At 65.0% G+C, this 21,657-nt stretch carries 19 protein-coding genes and 2 pseudogenes; 16 read left to right on the top strand and 5 right to left on the bottom strand.

What is annotated here, in order from left to right:
* Window positions 1–37: 37 nt before the first annotated feature.
* A complete protein-coding gene (locus HUU99_RS09100; RefSeq protein ID WP_174286264.1) occupies window positions 38–943 on the bottom strand; it encodes a LysR family transcriptional regulator in 906 nt (301 codons plus the stop codon).
* Between the two features lie 150 nt (window positions 944–1,093).
* Here HUU99_RS09100 and HUU99_RS09095 point away from each other — a divergent pair, with 150 nt between their 5' ends.
* The 9 genes and pseudogenes from HUU99_RS09095 (at window position 1,094) to HUU99_RS15885 (ending at window position 9,713) form a co-directional block, all read left to right on the top strand.
* Entirely contained in the window at window positions 1,094–2,104 is a 1,011-nt protein-coding gene (locus HUU99_RS09095) for an alpha/beta hydrolase (protein ID WP_174286263.1), read from the top strand.
* Window positions 2,101–4,569 (top strand): TonB-dependent receptor, encoded by a 2,469-nt coding sequence (locus tag HUU99_RS09090; RefSeq protein ID WP_174286262.1) that lies wholly within the window; start codon window positions 2,101–2,103, stop codon window positions 4,567–4,569. Before HUU99_RS09095 ends, HUU99_RS09090 begins: the two co-directional genes overlap by 4 nt.
* Before the next feature lie 29 nt (window positions 4,570–4,598).
* Window positions 4,599–5,813 carry a lipase family protein gene (locus tag HUU99_RS09085; RefSeq protein ID WP_174286261.1) on the top strand — a complete coding sequence of 405 codons (1,215 nt, stop codon included), beginning with the start codon at window positions 4,599–4,601 and terminating at the stop codon, window positions 5,811–5,813.
* 124 nt (window positions 5,814–5,937) lie between these two features.
* Window positions 5,938–6,633, top strand: coding sequence for a TonB-dependent receptor plug domain-containing protein (locus tag HUU99_RS09080; protein ID WP_174286260.1), 696 nt, complete (start codon window positions 5,938–5,940; stop codon window positions 6,631–6,633).
* A gap of 495 nt (window positions 6,634–7,128) precedes the next feature.
* On the top strand, window positions 7,129–7,434 hold the full coding sequence (locus HUU99_RS09075; RefSeq protein ID WP_174286259.1) for a hypothetical protein: 306 nt from the start codon (window positions 7,129–7,131) through the stop codon (window positions 7,432–7,434).
* Between the two features lie 64 nt (window positions 7,435–7,498).
* Entirely contained in the window at window positions 7,499–8,011 is a 513-nt protein-coding gene (locus HUU99_RS09070) for a DoxX-like family protein (RefSeq protein ID WP_174286258.1), read from the top strand.
* Window positions 8,012–8,092: 81 nt separating this feature from the next.
* Window positions 8,093–8,525, top strand: a pseudogene (locus tag HUU99_RS15805) (DUF2269 family protein).
* On the top strand, window positions 8,507–8,860 hold the full coding sequence (locus HUU99_RS09060; RefSeq protein ID WP_174286257.1) for a hypothetical protein: 354 nt from the start codon (window positions 8,507–8,509) through the stop codon (window positions 8,858–8,860). The pseudogene HUU99_RS15805 and the gene HUU99_RS09060 overlap by 19 nt, the downstream one beginning before the upstream one ends.
* A 458-nt stretch (window positions 8,861–9,318) precedes the next feature.
* Window positions 9,319–9,713: pseudogene (locus HUU99_RS15885) on the top strand (thiol-disulfide oxidoreductase DCC family protein).
* A 229-nt stretch (window positions 9,714–9,942) separates the two neighbouring features.
* Here the strand turns inward: HUU99_RS15885 and HUU99_RS09050 are convergent.
* Window positions 9,943–10,650, bottom strand: coding sequence for a helix-turn-helix transcriptional regulator (locus HUU99_RS09050; RefSeq protein ID WP_217430807.1), 708 nt, complete (start codon window positions 10,648–10,650; stop codon window positions 9,943–9,945).
* 215 nt (window positions 10,651–10,865) lie between these two features.
* Here HUU99_RS09050 and HUU99_RS09045 point away from each other — a divergent pair, with 215 nt between their 5' ends.
* Window positions 10,866–11,753: an SDR family oxidoreductase gene (locus HUU99_RS09045; RefSeq protein WP_174286256.1), complete on the top strand. Its 888-nt coding sequence runs from the start codon at window positions 10,866–10,868 to the stop codon at window positions 11,751–11,753.
* Window positions 11,754–12,171: 418 nt separating this feature from the next.
* On the opposite strand, the gene HUU99_RS09040 is transcribed toward HUU99_RS09045, so the two are convergent.
* From HUU99_RS09040 to HUU99_RS09030, 3 genes are all read right to left on the bottom strand, one after another.
* Window positions 12,172–13,701, bottom strand: a complete 1,530-nt coding sequence (locus HUU99_RS09040) for a porin (protein ID WP_174286255.1) — start codon at window positions 13,699–13,701, stop codon at window positions 12,172–12,174.
* Window positions 13,702–13,874: 173 nt separating this feature from the next.
* On the bottom strand, window positions 13,875–15,263 hold the full coding sequence (locus tag HUU99_RS09035) for an MFS transporter (RefSeq protein ID WP_174286254.1): 1,389 nt from the start codon (window positions 15,261–15,263) through the stop codon (window positions 13,875–13,877).
* Entirely contained in the window at window positions 15,260–16,000 is a 741-nt protein-coding gene (locus HUU99_RS09030; protein WP_174286253.1) for a GntR family transcriptional regulator, read from the bottom strand. Before HUU99_RS09030 ends, HUU99_RS09035 begins: the two co-directional genes overlap by 4 nt.
* A 292-nt stretch (window positions 16,001–16,292) precedes the next feature.
* On the opposite strand from HUU99_RS09030, the gene HUU99_RS09025 reads away from it, so the two are divergent.
* The 6 genes from HUU99_RS09025 to HUU99_RS09000 all read left to right on the top strand — a co-directional run bounded on the left by HUU99_RS09025 (window position 16,293) and on the right by HUU99_RS09000 (window position 21,361).
* Window positions 16,293–17,108 carry an amidohydrolase family protein gene (locus HUU99_RS09025; RefSeq protein ID WP_174286252.1) on the top strand — a complete coding sequence of 272 codons (816 nt, stop codon included), beginning with the start codon at window positions 16,293–16,295 and terminating at the stop codon, window positions 17,106–17,108.
* A gap of 8 nt (window positions 17,109–17,116) precedes the next feature.
* Window positions 17,117–18,277, top strand: coding sequence for an isocitrate/isopropylmalate family dehydrogenase (locus HUU99_RS09020; protein ID WP_174286251.1), 1,161 nt, complete (start codon window positions 17,117–17,119; stop codon window positions 18,275–18,277).
* Window positions 18,278–18,355: 78 nt separating this feature from the next.
* A complete protein-coding gene (locus HUU99_RS09015; RefSeq protein WP_174286250.1) occupies window positions 18,356–19,717 on the top strand; it encodes an NAD-dependent succinate-semialdehyde dehydrogenase in 1,362 nt (453 codons plus the stop codon).
* 26 nt (window positions 19,718–19,743) lie between these two features.
* Entirely contained in the window at window positions 19,744–20,160 is a 417-nt protein-coding gene (locus HUU99_RS09010) for a cupin domain-containing protein (protein ID WP_174286249.1), read from the top strand.
* Window positions 20,157–21,026, top strand: a complete 870-nt coding sequence (locus HUU99_RS09005; protein WP_174286248.1) for a hydroxypyruvate isomerase family protein — start codon at window positions 20,157–20,159, stop codon at window positions 21,024–21,026. The genes HUU99_RS09010 and HUU99_RS09005 overlap by 4 nt, the downstream gene beginning before the upstream one ends.
* Window positions 21,023–21,361: an antibiotic biosynthesis monooxygenase family protein gene (locus HUU99_RS09000; protein WP_174286247.1), complete on the top strand. Its 339-nt coding sequence runs from the start codon at window positions 21,023–21,025 to the stop codon at window positions 21,359–21,361. The genes HUU99_RS09005 and HUU99_RS09000 overlap by 4 nt, the downstream gene beginning before the upstream one ends.
* The last annotated feature ends 296 nt before the right edge of the window (window positions 21,362–21,657 follow it).

Genomic DNA, 21,657 nt, shown 5'->3' with positions numbered 1-21,657 from the left:
CGTCGAGTTCATTTATGGCGCGAGCTATGACCGAGCGTCATGCCTCGAGCGGCACCTTGTCGCGCATGGCTCGGAGGAACGCCTTAACCGCGCGGCTCGGCTCCCATCGCGATCGAACCGCGCAGCACATCGGCGCTGGCGCGAACAAGCTCTCGCCCGGCACCCGAGAATAGAACGCGGAGAAGCTTTCCGTTCCGGAATACTCCACCGTCGTCACCCCGATCGCGTCCGACGTCGCCACGACGCGCTTCACGATGGGAAATGAGTCGATCATGTGAACGTGGCGCTGCCAATGGAAAACGCCGGCATTCTCGTAGACCGCCCGGACGACGCCGCCATAGGGCCGCGAGTCTGACGGCACCACGAAGTCGTAAAGCGCGAGGTCCGCCTGGCCCGGCTCAGCGATTGCAAGGATCGGGTGGTCCTTGCGAACGAACGGGACCGCACGCAGGGCACCGACCGGCGACCGCTTCAACTCGCTCCATTCGGAGAAGGCGTCGTCGAAGCCTACCGCGACGTCCACGGTTCCCGTCCGCAAAAGCTGGATCGCGCGCTCGAAGCTCGACCCGACGATCTCGAAGCGAATGGCGGGATGCCGCGCGAGCAGTGTCGCGAGCGGCGCGGCCAATAACCACTCGAGCGAGGCCGGGCAGACGCCGATCCGCAGTGCTTGCGCATACGGGTCGTTGCCCTCCCGATCGCCCGTCAACAGCGTGCGCGCGTCCTCCAGCAATCGGACGGCCCGGTCGACGAACTCGCGTCCAGCTTCCGTCTGCATAGCGCCGCGTGCCGTGCGGTAGAACAATGGATAGCCGAGTTCGCGTTCGAGGTCGGCGATGCTCTTCGTGATACCCGACTGTGTAATGCCGGCCTTCTCGGCGGCTTTGGTGAACGACCCCGAGTGGGCCACGGCGACGACGTGATTGAGGCGACGGTCTAGCATAGGGGATGAATAGCCGTCATGGCTTCGCCCGACAATGCATTTGCCGCATGGCACCGCGTTGTGGTCATCTGCATTCTCAGCAGCCCCGGGACCGGTCCAAGCCGGCGATGGTGACTGTGTCCGCGTCGAGGCGGACGGGGAGAGTGATCGTTGGCACTGGAACCACAATCGCAGGCCATGGTGGACGCGCTGAATGCCAGCGGTGTGCTCCCATTCCGCCAGGGCGACGCCATTTCAGTTCGCGAGCGCATCCTCTCGCTACGCGTTCCCGGGCCGGTAGCCCCCGACCTCGAAATGCACAGCGTTAACGAGGAGACCATCACTACGCCCGATGGGAACTTCCGCGTACGCATCCTCACCCCGCGCCAGACAAGCGAGGCCCTGCCGGTCGTCATCTACTATCACGGCGGCGGTTTCTTCGCGGGCGGTCTGGACGAGACGGACGAACTCGCGCGCAAGATCGCCAAGCGTGCGGACGTGGTGGTCGTCAACGTCGATTACCACCTTTCCCCGGAGGCGAAGTTCCCGGTCGCGGTGAACGACGCCTATGCGGCGCTCCGCTGGGTCGCCGAGAACGCGGAGAGATTGGGAACCGACGCCAATCGCATCATCCTGGCGGGTGATAGCGCGGGCGGCAACTTGACGATCGTCACCTGCCTGCAGGCGCGGGAGCGCGGTGGCCCGCGCATCGCTCTCCAAGTTCCCATCTACCCCAGCCTCGATATGCGCCGGCGCACCGACTACGAGTCCCGCGCGCGGCTCGGCGTCGGCGGGCTGGTGCTCGATAACGCCGACATCGACTGGATGCTCGACCATTATCTGTCGAGCGATGACCAAGCTCAGGACTGGCGCGCGTCACCGATCCTGGCACGCGACTTCTCTGGGCTCCCGCCGGCATTGGTCATCACGGCCGACCACGATCCGCTGGTCGACGAGGGCAAGTTGTATGCCGACCGGCTGGCGAAAGCCGGGGTGCCGGTCGAGTACGCCTGCTTCGAGGGCACCTTCCACGGCTTCGTAGGCTACGCGGCCCTGATTGAGATCGGCGCGCGGGCGGTGAACCTGATCTGCGACCGGATCGAGCGGGTGATGCGAAAGCCTGCGGGCCTGCACACCGAGACACCAGAAACGGCGATAGGCGACCAGGGAGAGACGCTATGACACTGTCGAGCGCATTGTTGACCAGTGCGGCCGTCTTAGCGCTGACCACCGCAACCGGGGCGAAGGCGCAAAGCGTACCAGCCTCGACGGGCGCTGATCAGACAACCCCGGGGTCGGTGGGACCCGCCGCAGCCTCGCCGGGCGACAGCGCGACCGGGCGTAGCGACGCCGACCGGGCTCAGACCGGCCAACTCGGCGACATCATCGTGACCGCGCAGAGGCGGAGCGAGAATCTGCAGAACGTGCCCATCTCGGTGCAGGTCATCACCGGTCAGGCCCTGGCGCAGCAGAACTATAATAACTTCACCGATCTCACCCAGACCACGCCTGCCGTGCATATCGGTACTGTCGGCGCGGACAGCCAACTCTATGTCCGCGGCATCGGTTCGGGCGACAATCCCTCGTTCGATCAGTCGGTCGCGATCTTCAACGACGACATCTACAATGGGCGCTCCCGTCTGAGCGGTGCGACCTTCCTGGATATCGGCCGCATCGAGGTGCTGAAGGGTCCACAGACGACCTTCTTCGGCAATAGCGCCGTCGCCGGAGCGCTAAACATCGTGACCGCAAAGCCGGGCGACCAACTGGAGGGTTTCGGACGCCTGCTCTACGGCTCGTTCAATCAATATGCCGCGGAGGGCGCCGTCACGGTTCCGCTCACCGACACGCTGAGCGTGCGCGTAGCGGCGATTGCTGACGGCGAGCGCGGCTACATCCGCAACGTCAACACAGGGCTGTCGGCACCCGATCGCGACGATCAGGCCGGCCGCCTGACTCTGTCATATAAACCCACCGACGATCTGGATGCCACGTTCAAGATCGAAGGAAGTCACAACCGGGCGTTTGGCACACCGGGTGGTCTGGCCAGCCAGCGGGTTAACTGTCCCGCGCCCGCGCCTCTCGCAAACGCCTTCGTCCCCGGCTGCGTCCAGGCACTGGCACTGGGCACCGGCGCTGTCCCTCTCGGGACGGACAACGACCTTAACACGGGGCTTGCGGGTCAAGGGGCGCGATTGGACTCCTACGCCGGCGAGCTTACGCTCAACTACCGGCACTGGGGACATACCTTCACGTCAGTGACGGGGTACACCGGCTACCATTTCGAGTCTCGATACAGCCAGGTTCTCCCGGTTCCTTACCAGCAGATCACGACCCCGGAGCAGTATCATCAGTTCAGCCAAGAGCTGCGCGTCGCCTCCCCGACGGATCAGTCGTTCACTTACCTGGCGGGACTGTATTTCCAGTCAGATCGCTTGGCGAGCCAGCAGGAGGATAATGCCCCGTACCTGAACTACGTTGCCACCTTCCCCGGATTCGGCCTGCTCGCCAATTACCTGCCCTTTGCGATCGTCACCCCCTTTGTCGTTAACGGTAAGGTATATTCCGCCTTTGGGAGCGTAAGCTGGAAAGTCGTCGATGGACTGAAGATCAACGCTGGACTTCGAGGCACGATCGAGAAGAAGGACGGCTTCGGCAGCAACCTCTTCGGCACAAGTTCGCAAGTCTATGGTGGGTGGACGCCGATACCCGCGCCTGCCGCAGCGCTTTGGGCGCTAGCCGCTGGTCAGGGCATCGGCGGCCCTTCCCCGACCAGGAGCAACACCTACCGGGCGCTCGAGCCGTCGGCCGGCCTTCAATATCAGATCGATCCCGAGGTGATGGCCTACTTCACCTTCAACAGAGGGTTCAAAGCGGGCGGGTTCAACGGCGTCCAGTTCACATCCTTCCCCGCATTCGCGGAGTACGGCTCGGAGCACGTCAATGCTTACGAGGTTGGTATCAAGAGCAAGCTCTTCGGAAACAAGCTACTCGTCAACGTGGACGCCTTCCGTAGCAACTACGAAGCGTTGCAGGTCAACTCGCCGTTTTACGTTCCGCAGTTCAACGCTTACGAGGCGGTCGTCCGCAACGCCGCATCTTCTCAGTCACAAGGCATCGAGCTGGAGACGCAACTGGCGGTGACGCCGGCATTCCGCCTCGGCGCGAACGTGACGTATCTCGACGCAAAGTACACCAGCTTTCCAAACTCCTCGCCGTTGACGCTCCAGAACGCCTGCGCAAACAACTACGTCGTTCCCGCTTGCTCCGCGTTTGCTCAGCCAGTGGCCGCGATCGCAGATGTCACCGGTCAACGTACGCCATACTCGCCCACCTGGAGCGGGAATGTCTCGGCCAGCTATTCCTTCGATTTCGGCTCGGACTATCGCCTGACCATTCGGGCCAACCCGTATTTCACGTCGGGCTATTATGCAGATGGTGCGAACGGAAACGACCCGTTCTTCCGAGTGCCCGGCTATGTGCGCCTCGATGGTCAGATCACTCTCGAGTTGCCGAAGCGGCACCTGTTTCTCGACCTGATCGGGAAGAACCTGACTGACCGGAAGATCCTCGACTATAATTCTCTGATCTTCGCCCAAAAGGAAGCGCCAATCAACGTGGCGGCTCAACTTAGACTGACTTTCTAGTCTTTGAGCGCGGATGAGGGCTAGATGCAATGAAACTGGTGCGGCTCATATCGACCATGTGGGTGGCAGGGTCGCTGTCGATCACCTCGATCGCCGCCACCGGACCGGTGATGGCTTCCGAGCCTGACAGGACTCCTGTCCTCAGTGGCGTGGCCGATCCGTTCTACGCGCAGCCCCAATCCTTCGATGGCCGCCACCCAGGTGAGATCCTGAGGTCGCGGTCGGTAACCATCCAAAGACTTTCGCAATTCAGTGCTTACCAAGTTCAATACGTCAGTGCGAATACGGTCGGCGCGCCGCAGGCGAACGTCGCTACGATCCTCAGGCCCCAAAGGATGAGCAGGCCCGCCAAGCTCGTGTCATTCCAGCCGCCGATTGACACGCTCTCCTACGACTGCGACCCGTCCTATCGCTTGCGGACCGGCTCCGAAGGCGACGTCGGGAAGATTGCGGCCCTGCTGTCAAAGGGCTGGGTGGTCGTGGTGCCCGATTTTCTCGGCCCCGATCACGAGTGGGTCGCCGGTTACGTCGAGGCGAAGGGAACGCTCGACGGCATCCGGGCAGCGGAAAACTTCACGCCCGCGGGCTTGGCGGGCGCGGCCACGCCGGTCGGGATGATCGGTTACTCGGGAGGTGCCCGGGGAACCGAGTTCGCGAACGAGCTGGCGTCTACTTACGCGCCCGAGTTGAACCTGGTCGGAGCCGCTTCGGGCGGCTTGGCCGTCGATGTCGGCGAAGTTCTCGAGCACCTGAATGGCGGGCCGGCGGCGGGTATCGCCTTTGCAGGCTTTTTCGGGATTAGCAGAGCATACCCAGCCATCGGTCTGGACGCGCTGTTGAACCAGGAGGGTCAACAGCTCCGTCGGACTATCGGAACGCAATGTATCGAGCAGTTTGCGGGCGGCTATCCGAACAAGAGGATCGAGAGTTTCACCGTTGGTGGGGTCAATCCCTGGGCATTACCCAGAGTGCGGGATATCTTCGCTCAAGTGGCCGGCGGAAGGTACGGCAAGCCGAAGTCGCCGTCCTACTTCTACGTTGGCGACAAGGACGAACTCGTCGTGCCGGAAAACATGCATAGGCTTGCGAGGGCCTACTGCAAGGAGGGTGACTCGGTCACCTACGTCGTCCTCCAGGGAGATCATCGCGCTGCGGATGTGGCCGGCTTTCCAGGTGCGGTTACGTGGCTGGACGAGCGCTTCAGCCGCAAAGGCGAGGCAGGATCCTGCTCAACATTATCCTGAGAAGGGAAGAAGCCGAGCCAGCATCGCAGCGCCCCCCCTCACAAAACACTGAAAGTAGCGTTCCGTGGCGAGAAGGGGAGAGGAAATGAAAGCTCTTGTGAATGCGCCGCTTGGCAGTGCAGCGATGCTGGCCATCACGGCATGTGCCGCGCCCACGGTAGCGCAGGCTACGGCTACGCCGACGGCCGCCACATCGGACACGATTCCTTCGGCAGCCGGTCAGGCGACCAGCGGCTCGAGCGCGTCGGGATCGGCACCGTCGTCTGCGGGCTCGACCCAGGCCGGTCCGAGCGAAACCGACGAGACGCAAGCGGCCGGCCTGAACGACATCATCGTTACCGCGAACAAGCGGTCGGAGCGGGCGCTCGAAGTGCCTGGCGCGATCACCGCCTTCCGTGGTGACGATCTGCTCGCTAGCGGACAGACCAGCATCCGCGACTTCGCCGCGCAGACGCCCGGTCTCCAGTTCAACAACGGCGTCGGCTCGGCGGCACCTATCATTCGCGGCTTGTCGATCGGAATCGACACTTCTCCCACGGTCGCGATCGTGGTCAACGGCGCGCCGGTCGGCTCAAGCTCCAGCCTCAACTTTGGTGCGCAGGAGACGCTCGACCTCGATCCGATTGACATCGATCGAGTGGAGGTGCTCAAAGGGCCGCAAGGTACGATCTACGCGCTAATACGCTCGGCGGGCTTCTCTCCTATACGCTCCACGATCCGAGCCTCACGAAGTTTGAGGCGATCAGGCGCGGCGAGGTTTCGACCACGCGCCATGGAGACGTCAGCTATTCCGCACGGGCCGCGGTCGGCGCGCACCTGATCGAGGACGTTCTGGCGGTCCGCGCCTCCCACTTTTATGACAAACGCGGCGGCTTCGTCGACAACGCGGCGCGCGGCCTCAGCAACGAGAACAGTGCAGATTCCTACGGCGGCCACGGCTCGCTTCTGTTTGCACCGACAGACAAGCTGAAGATCGGGGCAGACGGCTTCTACCAGCATGTCAATATCGACGCCAGCGACGTTGTGCTCTACAATTTCATGACGCACGAGCCACTCAACGGCGATCTGCAATACAATCAGTACGTCTTGCCTCGCACCGTGAAGAACACGACAGTCGGTATCCTCAACGTCGACTACGATTTCGGGTTTGCGGATCTCACATCCGTCACTTCGTGCCAATACATCCACAGCATCGACGTCCAGAATGCCACCTCGGGCGCGCTGGTGAGCACCTTGGCCGTTTTGCCGGTGTTCGGGGGAGCGGCGCTGCGCTGCGGACGACAAGCTCGCCGGACTCGATCCAGCGGGGAGCATGATGGACTGGGTCGTTGTCCGGCCGTCGCTGATCGTCGGCCGAGGTGGCCAGAGCACGGCGCTATTCTCCACCCTCGCCGCGTTGCCGATGCCGCTCCGGCTCGGCGCGGGGCGCTGGATGCTCCAGCCGATCCATGTCGACGATCTGGTAGAGAGTATCGCCCGGCCGCTCGTACCCACCGGCCCGATCGCAGTGCGGATCGACGCGGTCGGCCCGGAGGCGATGTTTACCGATGCGATCACGCTGGCGCTGCGTCGCTGGCTCGGCCTGGTGCCCGCACCGATGCTGCGATCCCGCGCGCGCTGATCGCGGCGGCGGCGCGCGTCGGCGAGATCCTCGGGCCGGGCGGATCACGCGCGAGAGCCTGTCCATGCTCGAGGCGGGCAACGCCGCCGATGTCGCGCCGTTCGTCGCCGCCTGTGGCTTCCGGCCTGCGTTGCTGGAGCAGGCACTGGCGCGCTCGCCCGCCACGCCAGCCGACCTGCTGGCCGCGCGACTCCTGCCGCTCGCGCCGGTGCTGCGCGTGCTGCTCGCGCCGGTCTGGCGGGCGGGCGGGCTGGTGCCGCGGGCTGGTGCCGCTGCTGCCGATTCCGCGCGACCAGAATTTCGCGCTGCTCGCCCGGACCGGGATCACCGGCGTTGCCGCGTTGCCGCGCTGCCGACGCTCGTCGCCGCCTCGCTGCTCGACATCGCGATCGGCCTGGCGCTTCTCGCCCGCTTTCGGGTGCGCGCGGTCGCGATCGCCGTTATGGCCGGCTATTCGGCCATCCTCCCGATCGCTTTTCCCGTCCTGTGGGCCGGCCCGTTCGGCCCGCTCGTCAAGAACGTCGCCGTGCTCGGGCTCGCGCTCGCGGTGCGCGCGGGGGAGACCGATCATGGATGATTACGCGCTGCTCAAGACCGTTCACATCATCAGCTCGACCCTGTTGTTCGCACCGGGCTCGGCACCGCCTTTCACGGCTGGATGGCGAACCGCTCGGTCGAGCTTGCCGCGCGGCGCCTTATCGACCGGCAGGTCGTGCTCGCCGACTGGCTGTTCACCACCCCTGCGGTAATCGTGCAGCCGGTCACGGGCGTGTGGCTGGCGCGCATCGCGGGTTCCGCTGACCACCAGCTGGCGCGCCGCCGCGATCGCACTATACCTGCTAGTCGGCGCTTGTTGGCTGCCGGTGGTCGCGATCCAGCTGCGGATGCGCCGCATCGCCAATTCCACGCCTGACGGGCAGGCGCTGCCGGCGCTCTACCACCGGCTGTCGCGCTGGCGGTTCGCGCTCGGCTGGCCTGCGTTCACCGGTGTGATCGCGATCTACTGGCTCATGGTCGCAAAGCCCAACCTGTGGTTAGCGCGTCGCTGTTCCGCCGCCTGCTCGGGTCCAACATGGACCGGCTGCCGCTGATGCTGCGCCTTGTTCATGACGGCGCGGGCACGCTGACGCTGGCGGGAACCGCGCAGGTCTGGCGCAGCGCCAACCCGATCGCCCGGCTGCTGTGCGACGCGATGCGCCTGCTCGCGGCGCGCGGCGCCTTGTGGGCGAGCGGCTACTTCCGGCGCGGGCTGACGGCAGGCGCGATCGCCGCTCGCGCTATGACGCTGGCCGGTGCCGATGGTGCGCGCCGGCTGGCCGCTCCATGCGCTGGCCGAGACGTTCCGCGACATCAACCGCCGCGTCTGCGTCGAAACCTGGTTCATCTACCGCCTGACCAGCCGCGACCATCTCGCAGCCGCCGCTGAGCGACTCGTTCCGGCCGATCTCCACGCTCTTATGCAGCAATGCCATCAAGTTCGGCGAAGTGGACAAGGTTTGTCGGCGGACAAACGACAAGCGTTGTTTGCAGCTTTCTTCCGCTGGGAGCAGGCCGAGATCGTCGGGCCCGGAGTGGAGCAGGCCTTTGCCGCCTTCGACTGGACGATTGCCCGCCGACTGGCGCTGAAGCCTCGAGTCGCTTTCGCCTACCTCCCCGCCTCGCTCCCGTTCCGCGACTTCGCCGATACGGACGAGCGGGTCGACAAGGGCCTGGCAGCCTTTGCCGGCGGCGAATGCGTCGGCTGGGACCCGGGTGGAACAGTCGTTGTCCGATTACGACATAATGCCCGCAGAGTTCGTGCGCGACCCCCGCCGCGCACTTCCGCAAGGTGCTACACGGCATCGTTGACCTGTTCGTCACGCCCGCCATGCAAGGAGCGTGACCATGGACGACAACGGCCCCATCATCCTGTTCGACGCGCTGTGCGTACTGTGTTCGGCTAATGCGCAATTCATCTTGCGTCACGATCGGCATCGGCGCTTCCGTCTCGCCTCCATCCAGGGTGAGGTCGGGCGAGAATTGTGCCGTCGCCACCGCATCGATCCGGACGACCCGATACGATCATCGTCGTCGACGGTTTGAAGGTGCTGCGCGACAGCGACGCTGTGCTCGCGATCTACGCCGGACTGGGCTGGCCCTGGCGAAGTACCTCGATCCTGCGGGCGATACCCCGTTACGTCCGCGATCCGCTGTATCGCCTCTTTGCGCGCGACCGGTACCGGATATTCGGCCAACGGCAGGTCTGCTGCGGCTGTCATCCGAAGACGCGGGCCGGGTAATCTAGACCAATAAAGCGACATTCAGGTGAGTTCTACGGTTCCTGGAAGCGGACCTTCGTTCATTTGAGTTGGTTAGCCTCTTCGGAGACACTACTGCACCCAGGAGCGGCTTGGCTGCTGTCAAAGCAACGGGGTCTGCCGATTGCACTAATGTCAGGCGTTTATCTCGTTGTGACCGCGACAACGACAGCCAGTTCTCCGTATGCCGCTCCGTTGGTAGACGATGCCGTCAGCCGGCATAGACAGCGGTGAGTGCCTTTATCCGAGCCGCGTCGTCGGTCGATACGGGCGTGTAGACCAGCATGGCGAGATCCGGCCGACCGTCGACCGCGAATGCCGAGAACTCCATTGCGATCTCACCAATTACAGGATGGTGCAGGCGCCTCACGCCCTCGCAGACGCCCTTGACCGCGCGCTCGTGCCACATCGTGGCGAAGTCCGCGCTCTTCGCGCACAGCTCGTCCACCAGCGGCTGCACGGCGTCACCCGCGCCGGCGCGGGCGGCGTCACCGCGGAACACGGCGACAATGAAACGGGCGACGCTCTCCCAGTTAGAGTTCGAGGTGTGCGCCTGGGGATCAAGGAAGATCATGCGGAGCAGGTTGCGTTCCGCCGGCGGCAATGCCGAATAGTCGGTGAACACGGCAACGGCGGCCTGATTCCAAGCGACCACGTCCCATGTCGCGGTCCGGATCATTGCTGGATAGCCATCGAGCGCGTCGAGCACGCACTGGAGCCGTGGCGCCACTCCTCCAGGCGGCTGATAGCGCACCTCCGGCGGCCGACCAAAGGCAAGCAGGAAGAGATGCTCCCGCTCGACCGCGGTCAGCATCAGCGCTTCGGCCACCCTGTCGAGCGCGGCCGTCGAAGGTGCGCCGCCGCGCCCCTGCTCCAGCCAGCTGTACCAGGTCGCGCTGATCCCGGCGCGCTGCGCCACCTCCTCGCGTCGGAGCCCAGGGGTGCGCCGCCGACCGCCGGCACAGCCAAGAGCCGTCGGATCAAGCGGGTGCGACGTTCGCGAAGATAGCCGCCGAGCGAGCCGTCACCGATCATGAGGATCAAACCTGTTTGCATTTATACCTGGATACGCTCCAAACTTTACACCAGCCCAGCGCGTCCCGACAACACGGGCGAACAACCAAGAGGTCTGCGATGCGCGTGTTTGTGACGGGTGCCACCGGCTGGGTGGGGAACGTGGTAGTCGACGACTTCCTGGGTGCCGGACACCAGGTGCTTGGCCTTTCGCGCTCGAAGGAGAAGGCGGCGTCACTAGCCGCGAAGGGCGCGACCGTGTTGCAGGCCACGCTCGATGACCTCGACCAGCTCGCCGCGGCGGCTGGCGACGCCGACGCGGTGGTCCATCTCGCCTTCAATCACGATTTTTCGAAATATGCCGAAAACAGCGAGCAGGATCGGCGCGCGATCATGGCGATGGGGAACGCGCTGGCCGGGACCGACAAGCCGATGCTCGTCACCACGGGGCTTGCGATGCTCGCTCCTGGCCGGATCGCGACCGAGGCGGACACGCCGCCGCTCAACGATCCCAACTACGTCAGAAAGAGCGAGGCGGCCGCAGCCGCGCTCGCCGCGCGCGGCGTGCGGGTCGGCGCGGTGCGACGCGCTACGACGGTGCACGGGATCGGCGATCCCGCTTTCATGGCGATGCTCGCCCGTCTCGCGCGCGCGACGGGCGTGTCGGGCTATATTGGCGACGGCGCCGGCCGCTGGCCCGCGGTGCACGTGTCCGACGCCGGCAGGCTCTACCGCCTGGTGCTGGACGCAGGCGTACCGTTGTCAGCCTATCACGCGGTTGCAGAGGAAGGCGTTGCGTTCCGCGACATCGCCGAGGCGATCGGCCGCGCGCTCGGTCTGCCGGTTCAGTCTCGTCCACCCGAGCATTTCGGTGCGCTCGCCGGCTTTGTCGGCACCAACGCGCCCGTGTCGAGCACTCGCACACGCGAACTCACCGGCTGGACACCTACCGGTCCAACCCTGCTCGCCGACTTGACGGAGAAGACCTATTTCGCACCATCAGCTTGATGTTGCGCGCTCGCCGACGACACCGCAGCGAATGCCCCAACGCCGCCCGCCGGAAAAGTGCGCCGTCCCGTAGATGAGCTCGCTGCACCAAACGGCGCACTCGCGTTCGAGCCACGAGCCTCATGTTGATCGATGTCGGTCATGATGATTATCCGATGGCGTAGGCGAACGCTCTATGGGGTAGCTTGTTCACATAAATATCTGCGAACTTAGAGCGTTCCGACGTGATGAGAACGATAACATTCATCTCTAGTTCCACGAACGATGGTTGGTTTTCGGCGTTTAACGTTTAAGTGAAGCCATCGATCTCGGCTTGGTAGGCGTTCCGCTGAACATCGGCTCGCGCTGCGGCACGCGATTAACCGACCCCATCATAAGCTTGTTTTCTAACACGTCTGTTGATCCAAACACACAAGCCCTAGAACACCACCAAGGCGCGGACCGTGAAAGTTCGACCAGAGTCCCTCCCAATAAAGGTGGTTGATCTATTGTCGGTATGCCACTCGATCCCGTTCGCGATCAGCGCGACGAAATCGTTGAGGTACCAATTGCCTCCGACCGTCGCCGCCCAGCCATCGCCGCCGGTCGCGACGTTCCCATAGTCGAGGTTCTCATACCGCGCGGTCAGCGCGACGGCACCGCTACCGCCGCGGAAGATCGACTGCTTGACGTGCGGCGTGGAGAAGCTGCCGTTGCGCGAATTATAGGGTGCAGGCTCGCCGGTGAGGAAATAGCCGCCGGACACGCTCCACGCGCGCGCCGTGAAATCGGGCTGATCGCTCAGCCGCGAGACGCGCTGGCCTGCTTCGCCCATGACCCAGAAGCGACCGACGAAGGAGCCGAGTTCCGCACCATAGCCACGGTCGCCCGTCGCCCCGACGAGCGGGCCGGTCGAGACGCGGAGGTTGTCGTTGAAGCGGCCGCCGATGTTCGTATCGCGCGCGATCACGCTCTTGCCGGCAAGATTCTCGTCATAGCTCCACAACCCGACATGGACGATCGCGCCGTCCACGACGGGCGGGTTCCAGTGCCCGCGAAGCTGGATCGTCCTGCTGTCCGAAGCCGTCGCCACACCGTCGAGGTCGTCGCCGGTCACCGCGACCGAGAAATGCCAGTCGCTACCGTACAGCCGCGTCTGCACGCCCATGCCGTAGAAGCCGCGTTCGGGAAGGATCGAGGTCGCGACGACGTTGCGTTCCAGGAATGGGGTCGAGTCCGAGCCGGTCGATCCCTCGAAGCCGCGATCGTTGAACAGATTACCCGCTCGCACGTCGTAGGTCAGCTTGCCCGATCCGCCCCGGTAGCCGAGGAACGCGGTCAGGATCCTCGCCTGGCGGTTGATGAGGTCGGTCTCGAACTGATAGAAGAACCGGTCTCCGAGGCCGCCTTCAAGACCCAGACGGAGCGCCCGCGCACCGGTCGTCGTGATATTCCGCTCGTCATAACGCGAGCCGCTCGTCGTTGAGGCGTCCAGCAGCATCCGGCCGCGCAGCTTGAACGACCAATAGCCGTCTACCGAACGGAAGATCGGCGCGCCTTGTCCCCATTCGGCGATGATATCGGGGTTCGACGAGCCGATCCGAGCCTTGATCGTCTGGTCGATCTGGTCCTGGACCTGCAGCGCGGTCATGTTGGCGGCCGGGGTCGGACGGACACCGTCCGGAAGCACGCGAGCCGGGGCATGCGGGGCCGTACGCGCGACGTGATCGGCCGCTTGCTGCTGGTCGTCGTCGGATCGAAGCGTCCTCGGCTTGGCCTGCGACTGCTCGAGAGCGGTGATCCGCTCGTTCAGCGCTTTGATCTCGAGCGCCTGTCTTCGAACCAGGTCTCCCAGGTCCTCGGGCGGCGCTGCTTCCCTCTGAAGGTCGGCAGGCGATGTCGCTTGCGATGGCGATGAGGATAGAGCAGTTGCCGAGGCCGCAAACGCGAGTGCGAACGTATAAACCATGGAATCCTCCCCCTTTCGGTTTTTAGGCTGATTGCGCTTGCATCCTGTTCGCTCTGGCGAGGCGCAGAGCGTCAGCATCCGAAGAAGCCCTGCCGAGCGGCTTCTTCGTGCAGGCAGCTTGTTAATGTCCCCCGGTTCTTGCCGCCCGGGCGTTCGTCGATCGTGCCGACTATTTATCCCGCAGGTTCAGCGATCCGGACCGGGATCGATGACACTCCCAGTCGCCTGTTCAGCAGGAGCGTCGCGGCACTGGCCAGCGACATGACGGCGAGGAACATCATTCCGGGCACGAAACTGCCGGTGGCGTCCTTGAGGAGACCGACGACCCAAGGACCGATCAGCCCGGCGAGCGAACTATAGGCGCCGATCGCCGCGATCCCGAGCGGCGCATTGTCTTCCGAGAAGCGCTCCGAAACGAGTGCGAAGAAGGTGCCGCGAAGGCCGAACAGGCCGATCGCCGCGAGCGACACCGCAGTCATCATGAGGAACGGCGACGCTACGATCGAGGCAAGTGCCAGGCCGGCTGCGGCGACAAGCGCCGGACCGGCGACGTGCCACACGCGTTCCCTCGTCCGATCCGACCTGCGGGCGATGATGATCGTCGCGAACGAACCGAACACGAACGGGATAGCCGTGACGAAGCCGTTCATCGCGCTCGTGACGCCGAACGCCTTGACGATCTGCGGCAGCCAGAGCGTGATCCCGTAGCTGCCGCACAGCGCCCCGAAGAAGGCGAAGCCGAACGCCAGCACGCGAGCGTCGAGCAGGATCATCCAGGAACGGTTGGCCTCGCGATGAAGCGAGCCCTCGGCCTCCTTCTTCTCCTCAAGGAACCGGCCCCGCAACCACGCCTTCTGCTCCAACGACAGCCAGGATGCCTCGTCCGGCGTTTCGGTCAGAAACAGGAGCACGAGACCGCCCAGAATCACGCACGGCAGTGCTTCGAGGACGAACATGATCTGCCAGTCCTTGAGGCCGAACAGCCCGTCGAGTTCCAGCAGAGCGCCCGAGATCGGTGCGCCGATGACGCTGGACAGCGGAATGGCGAGCAGGAAGGTACCCATGAACTGCGCGCGAAGCGCCTTGGGCACCCAGCCGCGAAGGAACAGGATGACGCCGGGGAGAAGACCGGCCTCGCAGCAGCCGAGCAGGAAGCGGGCACCGTAGAACTCGTATGGGCTGGTCACGAAAGCGGTCGCGCCGGCGACCACTCCCATGCTGACCATGATGCGAGAGAACCACCGCCGCGCGCCGATCTTCGTCATGATGAAATTGCTCGGCGTCTCGGCCAGGAAATAGCCGACGAAGAACAGACCGGCACCCCAGCCGAACTGGCTTGCCGACAGGCCCAGATCGCGGTTGGCGGTCAGTGCGGCGAAGCTGACGTTCACACGATCGATATAGGCGGCGATGAAGCAGCCGGTGAGAAGCGGCATGAACCGCCAGCTGATCGCCCGGACGGTGGAGGCTGCGACGTCGTGGTCGGTCTGGCCGATCGGCGGCTCGGCGGCTGCATGAACCACGAAGCTGTCCTCCTGACGCTTTAGGACGGTATCTGTCATTCGACTTTGACCTTGTATCGGAACCGGCCTGTCTCGCCGCGGGAGCGACGCCATTCGATCGGTTGTCGTGCCGCGTCCTTTGCCCACCGATCAATCGCGACGATTAGATCAGCGGAATGCAATCCCAGCACGGCGGCGTCCTGCGCACTTGCGGGAACGATCGTGATCTCCTCCTCCATGAAGCAGACCAGTTCGCCGCAGAGCCGCTCATAGGCGGGATAGAGAAGCGGCCCGATCTCCTCGATGTCGCACGTGAGGATCGGCCCGAACCGGTGCAGCGGGAGATAGATGTCCTCGAGCAGGCGCGGCGCATCCTCCCAATATCGGTGTCGGACGAGGTGGATCAGATCGCTGCCGTCGGGCAGGCCCAGCGCGCTGACGACCGGGGCGGGGCCCGACACGACCTGCCGCGAGAGAATGCGGCTTTCGGGATCGAGCTCGCTGCCGCTTGCATCCCGGAACAGGAAGAATCGCGTCATATAATGGTCGAAGTTCGACCGGCGGACGAACGTGCCGCGGCCGTGCCGCCGCTCGATAAGGCCGTCGGTCGCCAGGGTTTCGATCGCCTTGCGGACGGTGCCGGGCGCCACGTCGTAGATCCTCGCGAGGTCCGTCTCGCTGGGGATCATGTCTCCGGGCCGCCAGTGGCCATCGGCGATCCGGCCGGCGATCGTGATACAGAGCCGGCGATAGAGCGGGAGATGGGCGTCACCCGCGAGGACTGGTCTGGCTGGCATGGTCGAGATCATGATGGACGTTCCGTTCCGCGGCGCGACCTGGTTCGCGACCGGGGTTCGACGATTGTCACAGCCGCACCCGTGCCCCTCAAGTCCTTCGTCGATTCAGGACCGCACTTGGCCGGCGATGGATCGCACCTCGCTCCCGCCGCCGGACCGGATGCTTCACGTCGTGACGGGGGGGCGGTTGCAGTCATGCGATCCTCTCGATACCGGAAGCTTGCATCGCTCCTCTAGTCCTATATAGGAGTGGTGCAGCAGAACGACGCGTCGATCAAGAGGAAATTCGAAGTTGCTAGCCGGCACCGTCCATCCTGACCCGATCGACACGCACGTTCACATTTTCGAACGCGGCCTCTCGCTCGCGCCGAACCGGCGTTACGCACCCGCTTATGACGCCCATGCCCACGCGCTGATGGACGACATGCAAGGAACATCGGTCCGGCGTGCGATCCTCGTCCAGCCGAGCTTCCTGGGCACCGACAACAGCTTCATCCTGAACGCCATTCAGGACGCGCCGAACGTCTTTCGGGGGGTCGCCGTCGTCGATCCGCACGTGTCGGACGCTGAACTCGCAAACCTGGTCGCCGGCGGCATCGTGGGGGTTCGGATCAATTGCATCGGCCAGTCGCCGCCAGATCTGTCCTCCGCGGCCTTTCACGCGTTTGCGGAGCGGCTCGCCAGCTTGCGGGCGGTGCTCGAGGTTCAGGCCGAAGGCAGTCAGTGGCAGATGGTGGCGCCGAGTCTGACGACCCTGCCCTGTGCGGTGTTGATCGATCATTTCGGCCGGACGGACGGGTGCGAGGGCGGCGCGCTCGACCTGCTCCTCGACGCGTCGGCCAAGAACGAGCGGGTCTTCTTCAAATTCTCCGCGCCCTATCGCCTGCCGCCGCCCGCAGCCTCGTTGTCGGCGGCGCGCATCCTCGCGACCGTCGGACCGGGCAGGGTGATTTGGGGAAGCGACTGGCCGTGGACCGGCCACGAGGGCGGCTTCTCCTATGCGGACACGCTGCGCTGGCTGGCGGCGTGGGTGCCCGACGATCAGGAGCGGCGCGCCCTGCTCTGCGGCAATCCCGGCCGGCTGTTCGCGCTCGACTGGCATGATTGAGGACTTCGATGACCTACAAGAACAATGACCTCGCCCCTGTCGTCCTGATCGAGGGCGATGGGATCGGCCCCGAAATCTCGGAGGCCGTGGTGCGCATACTCGCCGCGGCCGACGCCGGCATCGACTGGATCCGCTGCGACGCCGGAGGCAGGGTCTTCGCCGGTGGCGACGCGAGCGGCCTGCCGCGGGCGACGATCGACGCCATCCGGCGCTGCGGCGTCGCGCTTAAGGCGCCGCTGGCGACGCCGATCGGCCATGGCGAGCGCAGCGCGAACGTCACGATAAGGGAAGAGTTCGAGACGTTCGCGTCGGTGCGCCCGGTCAGAACGTTGCCGGGAACGCAAACGAGCAGGGCGCGACCGGATATCGATCTGATCCTCGTCCGCGAGAATTTCGAGGACCTCTACATCGGCATCGAATATGATCTCGGCGACGGTGTCGTGACCTCGCTCAAGGTCAACTCGGCGGCGAACACGCGCAGGATATGCGAGACGGCATTCTTCATCGCGCGCTCGCAGAAGCGTCGCCGCGTGACGGGCATCTCGAAATCGAACATCCTGAAACTGAGCGACGGCATGTTCGACCGGATCTTCGACGAGGTCGCCGCACGCTATCCCGAGATAGAGAGCGACCGGTTGCTGGTGGATGCGTCCGCCTGCAAGCTCGTCACCGACCCGTCGCGGTTCGACGTGCTGGTCACCAGCAACCTGTACGGCGATATCCTGAGCGATCTGGTCGCCGGCCTGGGCGGCGGCCTCGGCGTCTGCGCGTCGATCAACCTCGGCGACGACGTCGCGATCTACGAGGCGGTGCACGGTTCCGCGCCGGACATCGCGGGGCGCGGCATCGCCAATCCGACCGCATTGCTGCGGGCGGCGCTCCTGATGCTCGACCACATCGGTCGCGCCGACGTGGCCGACCGCGTCGACGCCGCGCTGGAGGCGGTGCTGACGGGCGGCGAAACGCGCACCGCCGATCTCGGGCCGGGCGGCACGCAGGTCGGCACCGGCGGGTTCGCCGACGCGGTCATCGCAGCACTCTCCTCGGCCGGAGGAAGTGGATCGAGGCTTCGCTGGGTGCCCCCGAGCCCTGGGGACATTCCGGGCGAGAGCCGCCCGGCGGGGAACCTGCGCCGCCTGGTCCACGCCAAACTTGCGGCGGGCGTCTGATGCCGCCGCGCACCGTCATGTCTGCCATGTCGGGCCCCCGACGCTGAGGCGTCGTTCCACGGACAAGAGGAACTTGCAATGATCGTATCTGCTAACCCTGCGACCGGCGTCGCCATGTTGGAACTGCCGTTCCAGACGGCCGCGGAGGTCGACGCCGTGCTCGCGCGTGCCGCCGCGGCGCAGCGTGGATGGGCCGGCGAGCCGCCTTCGGTCCGCGCCGCCCTCCTCTCGCGCATGGCTGCCGTTCTCCGGGCGAACGCGGAGCGCTTCGCCGCACTCATCACCCAGGAGATGGGCAAGCCGATCGTGGAGGCGGAAGGCGAGATCGCCAAATGCGCGCTGACCTGCGACTATTACGCCGACAATGCCGAACGCATCCTCGCACCCGAGCGCGTCGAGACGTTCGCGCGCGAAAGCATGATCGTCGGCGACCCGCTTGGCGTGGTGCTTGCGATCATGCCCTGGAACTACCCGTTCTGGCAGACGATCCGGTGCCTCGTGCCCGCTCTGCTCGGCGGCAACGGCCTGATCCTCAAGCACGCGAACAACGTGCCACAATGCGCGCAGGCGACCGCCGAACTGATGCAGCTTGCGGACGCTCCCGTGGGCCTGTTCGGCCTGTTACTGATCGAGAATAGCAAGGTCGAGGCGGTCATTCGCGATCGCCGTATCGCGGCAGTCAGCCTCACCGGCTCCACCCAGGTCGGAAGCCTGGTGGGCGCGCAGGCCGCCAGCGAGCTCAAGCCGCACGTCCTTGAACTCGGCGGATCGGATCCGTTCATCGTCCTTGCCGACGCCGACGTCGAGCTCGCCGCCAAGGCCGCGGTCAAGGCGCGTTTCTCGAACACCGGCCAGAGTTGCATCGCGTCCAAGCGCTTCGTGGTCGTGCGCTCGGTCGCGGATCGTTTCGTCGAGGCATTCCTGGCGAACGTCGCCGCGATGACGGTCGGCGATCCGATGGACCGCGATCATGCCCTCGGCCCGATGGCGCGCGCCAATCTTCGCGACGAGCTGCATCGCCAGGTCGAGCGAACGATCGGGGAGGGCGGTACGCTGCTCGTCGGCGGTGGCATGATCGAGGGTCCCGGCAATTTCTACCGACCGACCGTGCTCGACGACGTCACCGAGGACATGACGGCTTTCCGGGAGGAGACCTTCGGCCCCGCCGCCGCGGTCGTGCGCGCGCGTGACGCGGAGGACGCCATCCGCCTCGCCAACCGGTCGGAGTTCGGCCTCGGCGCCTCCATCTGGACCCGGGATTTGGACGCCGCCAGGCATCACGTCCGGAGGATCGAGGCGGGCGCGGTGTTCGTCAACGCGCTCGTGGCGTCCGATCCGCGCATCCCGTTCGGCGGCATCAAACGCTCGGGCTACGGGCGCGAACTCGGCAAGCTCGGCGTGCACGCCTTCATGAATCTGAAGACCGTCTGGATCGGCTGATCGATCCCTTTTCAAGGAGTTTGAACATGGCCTCAGCCAATGCGAAGCCCGTCGTTCTGCAACTCGACAGCATCGATCCGAAGGATCGCGGCGGCGGCGTGCGGACCTTCCCCCTGGTCAGAGCCGGGATCGGCGCGACCGATTTCATCAACGGGATCACCGAGTTCGATCCCGATTGCGCGGTCCCGCTGCACTACCACAATTGCGACGAGAGCGTCGTGCTGCTCGAAGGCCAGGCGGTCGCCACGATCGCGGACGTCCAATACGACGTGCATCCGGGCGACACGACCTTCATCCCGGCAGGCGTCCCCCACTTCTTCAAGAACGCGTCGGAGACCGCGCGGATGCGCATCCTGTGGGTCTATGCCTCGACCGATGCCGACAGGACGATCGTCGCGACGGGAGATACGCGCCGGATCGACGAGGAGCATGGCGGACAATGACCGGTCCGGCAGCGCGACCCGCGGGCGATCGATCCTTGGCGAATGGCTTCAGCCTGTCCGCGCATCTGGGATATCTCTTCACCGAGCTGCCGTTCGAGGCCCGGTTCGCCGCCGCCGCCGCCGCGGGCTTCGCGTTCGTCGAGCATCCGTCGCCCTATGCCGTCTCAAGCGATCGCGTGCGGGCGCTCTGCGAGGGCAACGGACTGTCCGTCACGCAGATCGGGACCCCCGCCGGCACGCCCGGTGAGAAGGGAATAGCCGCGCTCGTCGGCCGCGAGGCGGAGTTCGCGGTGACGGTGGAAGAGGCCGTCCGCTACGCGCGTGCGATAGCGTGCCCGCTCATCCACCCCATGTCGGGCGTGCCGTCGGCGCATGTTTCGGAAGACCGCACTTGGGCCTGCTACCGCGCCAATATCGGATCGGCATGTGAGGCCGCAGCATCGCACGGCCTCGGGGTCATCATCGAGCCGATCGGCCCGGGATCGCTGCCGGGCTATTATATGAACCATCCCGATCTTGCGATGCGGGTGCTGGACGCGGTCGAGGCCCCGAACCTTTGGCTCTCGTTCGATGTGTTCCACGCCGCTCAGGCAGGCGTCGATCCGGTCGAGTTCACGACGCGCTATGGCCATCGCTTCGCCCATGTTCAGGTCGCCGACGCTCCCGGACGGCACGAACCCGGAACCGGTACGATCGACTTCGCATCCTTCTTCGATGCGCTGGAGGATGTTGGCTACGCAGGGCCGATCGGCCTCGAATATATCCCGGCGCGCAGTACCGTCGAAGGGATTGGCTGGCCGTCAGGCTATCCAGCGTTGGCACCGTTGGTAAACCGCACATCTGTACCGATGGGGAGAGCACGGTGATAACGGAAGTCGCCTCCATCACGATCAGGCCGGGAACGAATGCCGAGTTCGAGCGCGACGTCCGAAAGGCGGTCCCTCTCTTCGAACGCGCCGAGGGATGTATCGGCATGAGGTTGGAGCAGGTGATCGAGGATCGGTCGCAGTATCGCCTGATCGTCGGCTGGGAGAGCGTCGAGCATCATACCGGCATGTTCAGGCCGTCGACGGACTTCCAGCTCTGGAGAGATCTGATCTCACCGTGGATCGCCGCGCCGCCATCGGTCGAGCATAGCGAACTGGTCATCGGCGGCTTCGTTCGACCATCGGCCGAGCAGCAGCCGATGCTGGGAGCCTAACGGACTCGCCCGCAAGACCGCCACGGCGAAGAAGTCGCGCAGAATATCAGGAGAGATCGCTATGACCGGTGACGGACGATGATGGGTCGGCGCGCGTTCCTGTCCGGCACGGCCGCAGTGCTGTGCAGCGCGCGGGCAGCGGCAAGGCCGCCAGCGATGACCGGTCCGGTCGACACCCACGCCCACGTCTTCAGGCGCGACCTGCCGCTTGCCGACAGTCGTCGCTACACGATCACCTACGATGCGCTGCCGAGCGCCTACCTCGCCATGCTCGCCGGCAACGGCATGGCGCGCGG

This window comes from Sphingomonas bacterium (assembly GCF_903642285.1).
In the GTDB taxonomy this organism is placed as follows: Bacteria; Pseudomonadota; Alphaproteobacteria; order Sphingomonadales; family Sphingomonadaceae; genus Sphingomonas.
Note: the sequence above shows the minus strand (reverse complement) of the source record. Positions and strands in the feature narration are given on the sequence as shown.